The organism is Embleya scabrispora, from assembly GCF_002024165.1.
Classification (GTDB): domain Bacteria; phylum Actinomycetota; class Actinomycetes; order Streptomycetales; family Streptomycetaceae; genus Embleya; species Embleya scabrispora_A.
In genome coordinates this window covers 480,068-492,451 of the sequence record NZ_MWQN01000003.1, presented here as the reverse complement: position 1 = coordinate 492,451, position 12,384 = coordinate 480,068, and the positions used below count along the sequence as shown (strand labels likewise).

The following is a 12,384-nucleotide window of genomic DNA, read 5'->3' as shown; positions in this document are numbered from 1 at the left end:
CCGCCGGGTTTCCCGGCGATTGTCCTTCGGTGGTGTGGAGCCGGAACTTCCATGCATGGAAGCGGAGTTACCGGGTAGCCAAGGAACGCACACCCGCGCTTCCGGTTACGCGAAGACAGGACACCCCATGTCGACTCCCTTGATTCTCGGGCGCCGCGCGGAACTTCCCACCGAGCAGCATCGGTCGCGGTTGCCCGAACACCACTACGACCCGATCGCATGCGTCAATGTCGTCGCCGACGGCAGACTCCTCATCGCCGCCGCGGCCCCCGGCCTGATCGCCGAATACACCCGGACCCAGGAGCCCTCCGGCCTCAAGCACGACGACTGAGCCGAGCCCCACGCCCCGCCATACCCGCGCGCCGGACCGAGATCCGGGCGGGGGCGGCGGGGCGTGTCACTGTGCGGCGCAACCGTGCGCCGTCAGGTGAGGGTGATCAAGTCGAGGTAGGTGTCGCTCCACAGGTCCTCGTCCGCGTCGGGGAGAAGCAGGACGCGGTCGGGGCGCAGGGCATCGATGGCGGACGGGTCGTGGGTGACCATCACGATCGCGCCCGGGTAGGTGCCGATCGCGGCCAGGACCTCGATGCGGGACGCGGGGTCGAGGTTGTTGGTGGGTTCGTCGAGAAGCAGGACATTGGCGCCGGAGTGGACCAGTCCGGCCAGGGCCAGACGGGTCTTCTCCCCGCCGGACAGGACTCCGGCGGCCTTGTCGGCGGCGTCTGCGGGAAACAGGAACGCGCCCAGTACGTGCCGCACTTCACCATCGGTCAGGTGCGGGGCCGCGGCGGCGAGGTTGGCCCGGACCGTACGAGTGGGGTCGAGCGTGTCGTGTTCCTGGGCGAAGTAGCCGAGGCGCAGGCCGTGTCCGGGCACCACCCGCCCGGCGTCCGGTTGTTCGTGGCCGGCCAGGATGCGCAGCAGCGTGGTCTTGCCCGCGCCGTTGGGGCCGAGGATCACCAGGCGGCTGCCGCGGTCGACGGCCAGGTCCACGCCGTTCAGGACCGTGTGTGCGCCGTAGGACCTGGTGAGGCTTACGGCGCCCAGCGGCATGCGGCCGCACGGGGCGGGTTCGGGCAGCCGGATGTGCGCGGTCTTGTCCGCCCACCGGGTGGGTTCCAGTTCGGCGAGCATACGGTCGGCGCGGCGCGCCATGCTCCTGGCGGTGACGGCGGTGGCCGAGCGGGCCTTCATCCGGTCGGCCTGAGCATGCAGGGACGCGGCCTTGCGCTCGGCGTTCGACCGTTCCCGGGTGCGACGGCGCCGGTCCGCCTCGCGCTGGGTCAGGTGGGTGGCCCAGTCGGTGTTGTGGATGTCGATGGTCGCGCGCTGCGGGTCGAGGTGGAAGACGCGGTTGACCACGCCGGCAAGGAGATCGGTGTCGTGGCTGATGACCACCAGGCCGCCCCGCCGGCCCTGCAGGAAGGTGCGCAGCCAGGCGATCGAGTCGGTGTCGAGGTGGTTGGTCGGCTCGTCCAGGAGGAGGGTGCCATCGGATCCCGCGAACAGGATCCGGGCCAGCTCGACACGGCGGCGCTGTCCGCCGGAGAGTGCGCCGATCGGCTCGCCCAGTATCCGTTCGGGCAGCCCGAGTCCGGCCGCGACCCGGGCGGCCTCGGCCTCGGCGGCATAGCCCCCGCCGGTCTGGAAGGCGGCCTCGGCATGGTCGTAGGCGCGCATGGCCCGCTCCAGCGCGGCCGGCCCGGCGGCCTCGGCCATCGCGATCTCGGCCTCGCGCAGGGTACGCAGCGCCCGGTCGAGGCCGCGGGCGGACAGGATCCGGTCGGTGACGGTGACGCCGGGATCGGCGGCGCGGGAGTCCTGCGCGAGGAAGCCCACCGGGCCGGTGCGGGTGATCGTCCCGGCGGCGGGGCGTGAGCGGCCGGCGAGGGCGGTCGCCAGGGTGGTCTTGCCCGCGCCGTTGCGGCCGACCAGGCCGATGCGGTCGCCGGGGGAGACGGTGAAGGAGATGTCGGAGAGCAGCAGGCGGGCGCCCGCGCGCAGCTCGACACCGCGAACGGTGATCATGAAGTAACGCTCCGAAAAAGCAAAAGGACACACTTCTGACGCGGAAGTGGGTCCTTCGCTAGGAGATTCGGGGCGTAGACATGCCACCACCCTAACCGACACCGTCGGGCCGCCGCGGTTCACATCGTGGAGGCCCGCGCGGCGGCACCCGCGCATACCGGTACCACCGAGGCTTCGGCACAACCGGCACCATCGGCCGACTCGTCGGCGCCTTCGTCGTGTTGCCTCGCCTCAACCCGCCTGGGGCGCGGAGTGTGTCGCCGTCGGTCCTATCGGTGTCGTGACCGGCGCGGATCGGTCGTATTCCGTGGGCGGGTAGACCTGCGTCGCGCTTGCCGACGTCGCGCCGATCAGGACGAGCAGGGGAGTGGCGGCCAAGGTGAGGGCGATGGCGATGCGGGGTGACTTCACGAGTGATCGACCCTTTCGAGACGACGGACCGGGCGGGTGGTCGCGATTCCGATGCGTCGACAGTGCCGGCATCCGCCTTGGGGGCGTAACCCGCGAAAGTCGGTGATGGTGAGCCGAAAGTTGCCGATGGGGTGACCGAGCCCCTACCCGGCCGCGCCCGGGCCCGGTAGGAGGTCGACGTCGGTTGCGTGCATCGGGTTGCCGCAGTGGGTGCAGCGCAGTTCGGCGCCGCTGATTTCGCCGCACGTGTGGTGGCGGTACAGCACCGGTGGGCCCGCCTCGCCCGCGAGCCACTTGTCGCCCCAACCGGTCATGACCATCAGCAGGTCGACCAACTCGGTGCCCTTCTCGGTCAGCACGTACTCGTAGCGCGGTCGCCGGTCGTACGGGCGTCGCTCGAGCACACCCTGTTCGACCAGGTGGTTCAGCCGCTCCGTCAGGACCTTGCGGGAGATTCCGAGGTCGGCCTGGAGCTGCTCGAAGCGGGTGACCCCGACCCATACGTCGCGCAGCACCAGTGGCGACCAGGGCTCGCCGATGACATCGAGGGTTCGGGCGATCGAGCACGCCATCTTGCTGAAGTCCGTCCGCTGCATGAGGGCAGTCTAGCAATTGGGGTTCCCTGAAGGAACTCGAACTGCTACGGTTTCGAAGTCTCCTGAAGGAACTCCAGAGAGGATGCCGACGATGAGCAAGGTCATCAGCAGCCACGCCGTATCGGTGGACGGCTACATCACCGGTCGCGAGCCCGGCCCGGGGCGGGGGCTCGGTGCCGGGTCGATGCTCTTCGACTGGTACTTCGACGGCGACGTCCCCAGCCGGGTGTTCGACGGTTTCCGGCAGAGCGAGCCGAGTGCGCGGGTCTTCGACGCCCTCGCGAGCCGGATCGGCGCGGTCGTGGCCGGGCGCAACACCTACGAGGACTCCGACCGCTTCGGCGGCGGCAGCCCCCACCCGACGGCCCGGCTGTTCGTCCTCAGTCACCGCCCGGCACCGGAGATCACCGAGCGGCAGACCCTGATCACCACCGGCATCGCGGACGCGATCGCCGCGGCTCGCGAGGCCGCCGGCGACAAGGACGTCGCGCTCATGGGCGGCGGCGTCCTGACCGAGGGGTTGGCGGCGGGGCTCGTCGACGAGGTGATCCTCCATCAGGTGCCGATCCTGCTGGGCGAAGGCCGCCCGTTCTTCCGGGAGTTGCCCGAACACGTGCACCTGCGCCTGGTCGACGCCGTCCCGGCACCCGGCGTCACCCACCTCCACTACGCGGTGGAGCGATGACCCGCGCCGCCGACCCGCTCGCACCGCTCGCCGACCACGACCACGAGCACGAGCAGGACCACGCAATGCCCCACCGGAACCGACCCGAGGAGACCACCGCCATGCTCGACCCCGAAGTGCGCCGCGTGCTCGACGGAACCCCGATCGCCCACCTCGCCACCGTCCTCCCGGACGGCGCGCCGCACTCGGTCCCCGTGTGGATCGGTACGCACGGCGACCACATCGTGATCCTGACCGGCCCGGACAGCCGCAAGGCCCGAAACCTGCGCCGCGACCCCCGAGTCGCGCTGTCCCTGACGCCGGAGGACGACCCCTTCCGGCCGATCGCCATCCGCGGCCGGGTCGTCGAATGGCTCGACGGCGACGCGGGCTGGACGGTGGTCGACCGCGTGGCCGCCAAGTACATCGGCCGGCCGTACTCGCGAGACCTACGGCGCGTCGTCGCGATCATCGAGCCGGAGCGGCAGGCGGTGGGGATGTCATGACCCGCAACGGCCAGCGCGGGGAGGGCCGTTCGAGATCGGCGGGCCCGTCGCCGGCGCCGTTTCGGCCCCGGCCGCCGCGCTCCTGGCAAGGATGGGCGTGCGGCGCCTGCGCTACGGCCCTGTGGTCAGGTGGATCAGCCCGGCATCCGTGCCGCGGAAGCCGCAGGCGTCGAAGTAGAAGCGTCGCAACTCCGGTTCGAAGTCCACGTGCAGCCACTCGCACCCCGCCGCGCGCGCCTGCTCCGCCGCCAGGCGGACGACGGCCGTTCCGATGCCGCGATGCCGGTACGAGCCCCGCGTCTTGGTGTCGAGCAGGAACGCGTGGTCCGCCCCGTCCCAGGCCACGTTCACGAAGCCGACCAGGAGTCCCGCGCCGTCACGGGCGCTCACCCAGCCGAGGCTGTGCGGCTCGATCCGGTTCCACCAGCCGGCAACGGCGCTGCCGCCGTGCGACCGGACGAGGTCGACCATCTCGTCGTCGGTGAGGGGTTCGCGCCAGGTGTAGGAGATCGTTTCGCTCATCCCGTCAGCATCACTGGCCCGAGCTTTCGCGCAACTCGTTTTGATCCGGGAGGCGACCGCGCCGGTCGAGGTGCTGTCGTCGTCGACGCCCTTGGCGTAGACGGTGCCGTTGATGGTCAGGGCGGGAGCGGGGCCGGACCGGGGGCGGTGCGGTGGACGACCGTGGCGTGGGACGGTACGGAGGCGCTGATCGTGCCGGTGGTGTTCGTGGAAGGGACCTTGGTCCACGGGTCCTTCAGCCGGTACGGCCCACGGTTGGCGATGCCCAGCGCGTCCGCGGTGGTGGAGATCGTGGCGGTACTCCCCGTCTCGTTGGTCAGCGAGACGGCCCGGTCGCCGTCGGCCAATTCCTTGACCATGACCACCAGGCCGGCGTTGTTCGCGACCACGGTGCCCCGCCTGCCCAGGGGATGCTGGTCGACGGCGATCACGTCATTGGACCCCGTGAGGAGCCCGCTACGTCGGCAGCCCCACCGCCCGTTCCCCGTTGCGGCGTTGTTGAATGACGACGGCGACGACCAGGAGGGCTCCCTGCGCGACGTTTTGCCAGAACGAGTTGACGCCGACGACGTTGAGGCCGTTCTCCAGCGCGCCCAGGAGGAAGACGGCCAGGAGTGTGCCGCCGATGCCGCCCTTGCCGCCCTTGAGGGCGCAACCGCCCAGTGCCGCCGCCGTGATGGCCTTGAGCTCCAGGCCCTCGCTGCCGGAGGTGGGTTGGCCGGACCCGGTGCGCGCGGTCAGGATGACGCCGGCAATCGCCGCGACGACCCCGACGAGGGCGTACACGGACACCAGATACTTGTTGATGTTGATGCCCGCGAGGCGCGCGGCGGTGTCGTTGCCGCCGATCGCGTAGAGGTTGCGACCGATGTCGGTGTACTTGAGCAGGACGTGCACGGCGACGGCGACCACCGCCAACGCCCGGATCTGGACGGACAGTCCGAGGATCTTGCCGCGCGCGACGAAGATGAAGAAGTCGTCGCCGAGCACGTAGCCCTGGGCCCGGCCGCCCGCGAGGAGTTGGGCGACACCCTTGTACGCGGCGAGGGTGGCGAGGGTGGCGATGACGGGATTGACCCGGCCGTACACGATGACGATCCCGTTGACCACGCCCGCCGCGATGCCGACGCCGATCGCGGCGAGGATGCCGAGGGCGGCATTGCCGTCGGTGGAGGTGAAGGCCATCGCGCTGACGACGGAGGCGACGCCGGCCTGCGAGCCGACGGAGATGTCGAGCGCGCCGCAGATGATGACCACGGTCTGGACCACGGCGAGCAGACCGGTGACCGCGACCGTGTCGCCGATGACCGTCATGTTGGCCCTGGTGAGGTAGCCGTCGTCGAGCCAGGCGAAGGTGCCGACGACGACGATGAGCGCGCCGACGAGGCTGGTGTTCTGCGCGCCGACGGCGCCGGCGACCCGGCGGGGCAGCGCGCGGGCACGGGCGCCGCCGGCGGACGTGGCGGGCGTCGGCGGCGATGCGTCGGTCGTGGTGGTCATGTCGGGTTCCCCTGGGTCGGTTCGGCGAGGTCGAATGCCATGGCGAGGGCGAGGACGGCCTCCTCGTCGGCGTCGGCGCGGTCGAGTTCGCCGGTGATCCTGCCGTTCTGCATCACGACGATGCGGTCCGCGAGGCCGAGTACCTCGGGCAGTTCGGAGGAGATGACGAGGATGGCGATGCCGGCCGCCGCCAACTCGTCGATCAGGCGGTAGATTTCCGCCTTGGCGCCGATGTCGATGCCGCGCGTGGGCTCGTCCAGGATCAGGATCTCGGGTCGGCGGGCGAGCCGGCGGGCGAGGACGACCTTTTGTTGGTTGCCGCCGGACAGTTTGCGCACCTCGTGGTCGAGGGACGGGGTGCGTACTTCGAGGCGGTCGACGAACTCCCGCGCGAGGCGCCGTTCGCGGCGCGCGCCGACGAAGCGGAAGCGGCGCAGCCGGTCGAGGACCGCGATGCCGATGTTGTAGCGGACCGAGCCGGTCAGGAACAACGCCTGCGCCTTGCGCTCCTCGGGTGCGTAGCCGATGCCCGCGCGTACGGCGTCGCGGGGGCTGCGCAGGCGCAGCCGCCGGCCCTCGACGCGTATCTCGCCGGAGTGGATCGGCACGTCGCCGACGAGTGCGGCGGCGAGTTCGGATCGGCCGGCGCCGACCAGCCCGGCCAGGGCGACGACTTCGCCTTCGCGGACGTCGAGGTGTATGTGCGAGACGTCGTCGGTGGTGACGTCCCGGACCTCCAGGACGACCCGGTCGCGCGCGTTGCGGTTGCGTGCGAACAGCGCCGACAGGTCGCGTCCGACCATCAGCCGAACCACCTCGCCCTCGTCGGTGCGTCCGGCGTCGCGGATGCCGGCCAACTCGCCGTCGCGCAGGACCGCGACGCGGTCGGCGAGGCGGAAGATCTCCTGCATGCGGTGCGAGACGTAGATGATCGCCAACCCCCGGTCGCGCAGGCGTCGGATGAGGCCGAAGAGCGTTTCCACCTCGTGTTCGGACAGCGACGAGGTCGGCTCGTCGAAGGCCAACACGGCGGCCTCCGTGGTGAGGGCACGCAGGATCTCGACGAGTTGGCGCTGGGCGGGGGAGAGCCGCGAGCCGAGGGTTTCGGGGGCGATGGCGTGCGCGAATCCCAGGCGTTCGAGGTCGGAGCGCATGCGCCGGTACAGGGTGCCGCGGTCGAGGAGGCGGCCCGGTTTGCGGGGCAGCGCGCCGATGTAGACGTTCTCCGCGACGCTGACGTGCGGGACGATCTCGGGTTCCTGGGGGATGACGCGGATGCCGTGTCGGCGGGCGTCGGCGGGGCTGTGCAGTACGCGGGGGATGCCGGCGACGAGGACCCGGCCGCGTCCGGGTCGATGGTCGCCGTTGAGGATCCTGATGAGGGTGGACTTGCCGGCGCCGTTCTCCCCCATGAGCGCGGTGACGGTGCCGCGGGGGAAGTCCAGCGTGATGCCGCGCAGGGCGTGGACTCCGGCGAAGTCCTTGTGGATGTCCTCGACGGCGAGTGCTGGGCCCGGGAGGGCGGGGGACGGGTTGTTCGTCATGGCTGGACCTCGAGGGCGTCTCGGGAGGTCGCGGCGGCCCGTGGGGGTACGCCGGGTCGCCGCGACCCGGTCAGGGGCGACGGCGCTCGGGTGGGCGCGGCCGCGAGTCGGGCCCGATCACGTGCACTTGAGGCCGGATTGTCGCCAGTCGGCGGGGTCGACCATCTTCGTCGTCGCGAACGCCTCGGCGGGGAAGGGTTTCCCGTTCCTGAGCCGATCGACCATGGTCTGTACCGCGAGGCCGCCGACCTCGTAGCCGTTGATGAACAGCGCGGCCTTCATCCCGCTCGGCTTGCCCGAACCCCAGTCCTTGCACGCCAGATAGCCGCCCAGTCCCACGCCGATCACGTCGGCGGCGCCGTAGCCGCCGTTCTGCAGCGCGGTGACCGCGCCGGTGACGTTCTCGTCGTTGCAGCCCCACACGATCCAGTGCTTCACCGAGCGGTTGCCGCTCATCGTGGCCGCCGTCTTGTTCTGCGCGTCGGGCGGGGTGTTGTCGGTGCCGACCCTGAGCACCTTGACGTCCGCGCCGGTCGCCTGCCTGAAGGCCTCGCGGGCGGCGTCGACCCGGTCGGTGCACACGGTCACGTCCTGTTTCCAGGCGGCGATGATCGCGGTGTCGGCGGGATTCCAGCCCGACTTCCTGAATTCGTCGGCCGCCCGCCCGCCCACCTGGGTGCCCATCTGCGGGCCGCTGAAGCCCACGCGCGGGACGAGTTTGTCCTTGGCGCACTTGGTCGGGTCCGGGCCGGTGAGGCAGATCTGGTCGTCGGACGCGAGCAGGGGCGCGCCGCCGTTCGTGGCGATGTCGACGACCTGCGGTCCCACGGCGGGATCGGGTACGACGATCACGACACCGTGGTATTTCTGGGCCGTCGCCGCCTGGACCTCGCTGACGGCCTTGTTGGTGTCGTTGCCGAGATTGACGACCTTGAGGTCGACGCCGAGTTCCTTGGCCTTGGCGCGGGCACCGTCCGCTTCGTCGACGAAGTACTGCTGATCGCCCTGCTTTTGCAGGTACGCGATCTTGACCGTGCCGGATAACGAAGCGGGCGGGCCCGAGGGCGAGCCGGATCCGGTCTTGTCGTCCTTGCCGGACGAACACGCGGTGAGCGCCGCGGCGAATGCGAACGCCGCCACCATCGCCGCTGCCCGCCGGGTGCGTCTGCGGTGCGTCATGATCAGCCCCTGTGAAGGTCGGCGGCCTGCGAGGACCGCGGGGAAGTGCCGTGACCTGCGAAAGAGCGGGACGTGCGCGGCAAGATCTCCGCGCGCACGGAGAAAGTCGATCTTGTCGTCGAAACGTCGATCTTGAAATCGAACACGGTTGGCGCCGTATTCACTCGTAACACGACTCACATATCTAGCAGTTCAAACATTAACCAACAAGACCCGATTTGGTAAAACTCCTGTCGCCGGCCCTCTTCACGTGCGGGAATGGCCGTGCGCACCCGAGCATTTCCCGATGCCGAAGTCGGGTGCGATAAACGAACACTGCTATGTTGGAAATTGTTGGATATCCAGGGGCGGGAGGATCGGGGATGCTGGCACGGCAGCGACAAAACACGATCTTGGAAATGATCGCCGATCAGGGATCCGTTCGGGTCGCCACGCTGGTACGGAAGTTCGGCGTCTCGGACATGACGATTCGACGCGACCTCGAGGTGCTGGCCGGGCAGGGACTGATCGCCAAGGTGCACGGCGGGGCGACCTCGCGGGACGGCAGTTCGACCGAGGAACCGGGGTTCGTACGGAAGTCCGGACTCCAGGCGGCGGAGAAGGAGGCGATCGCCCGTCGCGCCGCCGCGATGGTCGCGCCCAACAGCGCCATCGCGCTGTCCGCGGGGACGACGACCTGGACACTGGCCCGGCAACTCGTCGACGTCCCCGGACTCACCGTGGTCACCAACTCGATTCCGGTCGCGGACGTCTTCCACCAATCCGGCCGCTCCGACCAGACCGTGGTGATCGTCGGCGGCGTGCGTACACCCTCGGACGCGCTGGTGGGCCCGGTCGCGGTCGCGGCCCTGCGCAGCCTCAACGTCGACATGCTCATGCTGGGTGTACACGGCATCAGCCCGCGCGTCGGATTCACCACGCCCAACCTCTTGGAGGCGGAGACGAACCACGCCCTCGTACGGGCGGCCCGCCGCCTGGTCGTGGTCGCCGACCACACCAAGTGGGGCCTGATCGGAATCAGCACGATCGCCCAACTCGGCGACGCCGACACGCTGATCACGGATACGGGCGTGCCCCAGGAGGCGCGCGAGCAACTGGGCGAGCACATCGAGGACCTCGTCGTGGTCGACCCGGTGGAACCCGCCTCGTCCTGACGGAGAACCAGCGATCGACGCCCCGTGCCGGGTCGGTGTGCGGGGTCGGCGGCGCGAGGACCTCCTCGGCGCCCGGTGCGGCGCGGGTGCACTGTGCCGCCATGTTCAAATGTCTGACGTTTGTATGTATGCTCTTTCCATGAAGCGCATCAGCACACCGCGGCGGTCCGCGAGCCTGGCCTCGCAGCTCGTGGACAGTCTTCGTTCGCACATCGAGGCGGGGGGATGGCCCGTGGGCACCCGAATCCCGCCGGAGCAGGCCCTCATGGAGGAGCTGGGGGTCGGCCGCAGCACCCTGCGGGAGGCGCTCGGCGCGCTCGTGCACCTGGGCCTGCTGGAGGCCCGGGTCGGGGACGGCACCTATGTCCGCGCGTCGAGTGAGCTCCAGTCGGTCATGGTGCGGCGGGCGGGTTCCGCGCAGCGGGACAACGTTCTCGAACTGCGCACCGTCCTGGAGGAGTACGCCTCGGGGGCCGCCGCCCTGCGCCGCACCGACGAGCAACTGCGCCGGCTCAGGGAGCTGTTGGCCGACGCCGACGCGGCCTGCGCGGGGGCGGACGTCGCCGCGGCCGGGAACGTCGACGCGCTGTTTCATCGGGCCGTCGTCCGGGCGAGCGGAAACGACCTCCTGATCGAGGTGTACGACCATCTCGGTACGGCCCTCACCGCCCACCTGGGCGGCCTGTCCTGGGACGCCGCCGGCGCCGAGAAGCACGCCGGACTGCACCGGCGGCTCGTCGACGCGATCGAGGCCCGGGACGAGGGCGGCGCGCGCGCCGCGGCCGCGGCGATCGTCGGGCTCACCCGCGACCACGAGGCCGAGGTGTCCCGGACGGCGGAGGCGCGGTGAGCCCGCAGTCGTCGATATCCCGCCCGCTCGCCCCCTCGACGTCGCCGGCCCCCGACAGGACCCTGCCCGCCGTGTCGATCGGGCTCGTCGTCGCGATCTGCCTCGTGGCGGCGAATCTGCGTACGAGCCTCACTGGCGTCGGCACCCTGCTGCCGGCGATCGAGAACGGCAGCGGTTTGACCGCGAGCTGGGGCGGGCTGCTGAGCACGCTCCCGCTGCTGACGTTCGCCGCGACATCGCCGCTGGTGGCCCGGGCCTCGCACCGGTTCGGCAGCGCGCGCCTGCTGGTGGCCGCACTGGGCGCGCTCACCGTCGGCACCGCGGTCCGCTCGCTGCCCTCCGTGATCTGCCTGTTCGCCGGCACCGTGATCCTGTCCGCGGCCATCGCGTTCGGCAATGTGCTGCTGCCCGCGTTGATCAGGCGCAGCGTGCCCGCGCACCGCATTCAGGGGGTCAGCGCCCTCTACATCACGGTCATGGGCGTCACTGCCGCGGTCTCCTCCGGGATCTCCGCGCCGCTTTCGCACACGCTGCCGGGTTCCTGGCACACCGCTCTGGCCTGGGGCGTCGCGTTCAGCGTTGCGGCGTTCTTCGTCTGGCTGCCCCGGATGCGGGGCGACAAGCCGCAGGCGGGGGACGGGGTGACCCGCAGTCCGGTCCCCTGGCGATCGGGCCTCGCCTGGCAGGTCAGCATGTTCATGGGTCTGCAGTCCCTGGCCTTCTACACCGCCGTCGCGTGGCTGCCCAGCATCTTGATCCACCATGGCACCAGCGGCACCACGGCCGGATGGATGCTCTTCTACTACCAGCTGATGTCGCTGGCTTCCGGCAGTCTCCTGCCCCTGTTCACCCGGGGCCGGCACGACCAGCGCTGGACCGCGGCCGGGGGTTCGGTCGTGCTGGCCGCCGGCTTCGTGGTGCTGCTGTCCGCCCCCGGGCTGTCCGTTGTCGCGTGCACCCTGCTCGGCCTGGGCACCGGAGTGTGCCTCGTCCTCGCGCTGACCTTCCAGAGCCAGCGTGCCGGCAGTGCGGGCGAAGTCGCCGCGCTGGCGGGCATGGCGCAGTCCATCGGCTACCTGGTGGCGGCCTCGGGGCCGCTTCTCCTCGGCATCCTGCACGACGCGACGAACAGTTGGACCCTGCCGCTCGTGGTCCTGGTCGGGCTCTGCGTCGCGATGGCGGGTGCCGGGTACGGCGCGGGTCGGGATCGTCTGGTGCGGTATTCCGCTCGCTGACGGAGTGCGCGTGGCGTGTGCGTCGGGTGCGGCGCGCACGGTGGCGGCGACGCGGGTGCGCGCGGCGCCGGGATGGCGGCGTTGAGCGGTGCTGAGGGGATCGAACACGAGCCGCTTCACCTGTGCGACGTGTTCCGGCGCGCTCGCGGCGAGCTTTCGGCTGCCGGTGTCGGTCAGGGTGGCGAGGGTGTACCG

General features: G+C 70.6%; 13 protein-coding genes. 6 read left to right on the top strand and 7 right to left on the bottom strand.

What is annotated here, in order from left to right:
* The first annotated feature begins 127 nt into the window (after window positions 1–127).
* Window positions 128–331, top strand: coding sequence for a hypothetical protein (locus B4N89_RS37895; RefSeq protein WP_078981086.1), 204 nt, complete (start codon window positions 128–130; stop codon window positions 329–331).
* A 92-nt stretch (window positions 332–423) separates the two neighbouring features.
* On the opposite strand, the gene B4N89_RS37890 is transcribed toward B4N89_RS37895, so the two are convergent.
* Window positions 424–2,028, bottom strand: coding sequence for an ABC-F family ATP-binding cassette domain-containing protein (locus B4N89_RS37890; RefSeq protein WP_201261105.1), 1,605 nt, complete (start codon window positions 2,026–2,028; stop codon window positions 424–426).
* 554 nt (window positions 2,029–2,582) lie between these two features.
* Complete coding sequence (locus tag B4N89_RS37880; protein ID WP_078981084.1) at window positions 2,583–3,035, bottom strand: winged helix-turn-helix transcriptional regulator; 453 nt, start codon at window positions 3,033–3,035, stop codon at window positions 2,583–2,585.
* A gap of 91 nt (window positions 3,036–3,126) precedes the next feature.
* Between B4N89_RS37880 and B4N89_RS37875 the strand changes: the two genes are divergently transcribed.
* Together B4N89_RS37875 and B4N89_RS37870 are read left to right on the top strand one after the other, a co-directional pair.
* A complete protein-coding gene (locus B4N89_RS37875) occupies window positions 3,127–3,720 on the top strand; it encodes a dihydrofolate reductase family protein (RefSeq protein ID WP_078981579.1) in 594 nt (197 codons plus the stop codon).
* A complete protein-coding gene (locus B4N89_RS37870; protein WP_235619198.1) occupies window positions 3,717–4,205 on the top strand; it encodes a PPOX class F420-dependent oxidoreductase in 489 nt (162 codons plus the stop codon). Before B4N89_RS37875 ends, B4N89_RS37870 begins: the two co-directional genes overlap by 4 nt.
* A gap of 111 nt (window positions 4,206–4,316) precedes the next feature.
* On the opposite strand, the gene B4N89_RS37865 is transcribed toward B4N89_RS37870, so the two are convergent.
* From B4N89_RS37865 to B4N89_RS37845, 5 genes are all read right to left on the bottom strand, one after another.
* Window positions 4,317–4,727, bottom strand: a complete 411-nt coding sequence (locus B4N89_RS37865; protein ID WP_078981083.1) for a GNAT family N-acetyltransferase — start codon at window positions 4,725–4,727, stop codon at window positions 4,317–4,319.
* Window positions 4,728–4,843: 116 nt separating this feature from the next.
* Window positions 4,844–5,158: a hypothetical protein gene (locus B4N89_RS37860; RefSeq protein WP_078981082.1), complete on the bottom strand. Its 315-nt coding sequence runs from the start codon at window positions 5,156–5,158 to the stop codon at window positions 4,844–4,846.
* A gap of 25 nt (window positions 5,159–5,183) precedes the next feature.
* Window positions 5,184–6,227 carry an ABC transporter permease gene (locus B4N89_RS37855; protein ID WP_078981081.1) on the bottom strand — a complete coding sequence of 348 codons (1,044 nt, stop codon included), beginning with the start codon at window positions 6,225–6,227 and terminating at the stop codon, window positions 5,184–5,186.
* Complete coding sequence (locus B4N89_RS37850) at window positions 6,224–7,771, bottom strand: sugar ABC transporter ATP-binding protein (RefSeq protein WP_078981080.1); 1,548 nt, start codon at window positions 7,769–7,771, stop codon at window positions 6,224–6,226. Before B4N89_RS37850 ends, B4N89_RS37855 begins: the two co-directional genes overlap by 4 nt.
* A gap of 117 nt (window positions 7,772–7,888) precedes the next feature.
* On the bottom strand, window positions 7,889–8,950 hold the full coding sequence (locus B4N89_RS37845; protein WP_235619197.1) for a substrate-binding domain-containing protein: 1,062 nt from the start codon (window positions 8,948–8,950) through the stop codon (window positions 7,889–7,891).
* Window positions 8,951–9,348: 398 nt separating this feature from the next.
* Between B4N89_RS37845 and B4N89_RS37840 the strand changes: the two genes are divergently transcribed.
* From B4N89_RS37840 to B4N89_RS37830, 3 genes are all read left to right on the top strand, one after another.
* Window positions 9,349–10,104 (top strand): DeoR/GlpR family DNA-binding transcription regulator, encoded by a 756-nt coding sequence (locus B4N89_RS37840; RefSeq protein WP_235619196.1) that lies wholly within the window; start codon window positions 9,349–9,351, stop codon window positions 10,102–10,104.
* A 139-nt stretch (window positions 10,105–10,243) separates the two neighbouring features.
* Entirely contained in the window at window positions 10,244–10,954 is a 711-nt protein-coding gene (locus tag B4N89_RS37835) for a FadR/GntR family transcriptional regulator (protein ID WP_078981077.1), read from the top strand.
* 71 nt (window positions 10,955–11,025) lie between these two features.
* Window positions 11,026–12,189, top strand: a complete 1,164-nt coding sequence (locus B4N89_RS37830) for a CynX/NimT family MFS transporter (RefSeq protein ID WP_235619195.1) — start codon at window positions 11,026–11,028, stop codon at window positions 12,187–12,189.
* Window positions 12,190–12,384: the final 195 nt, after the last annotated feature.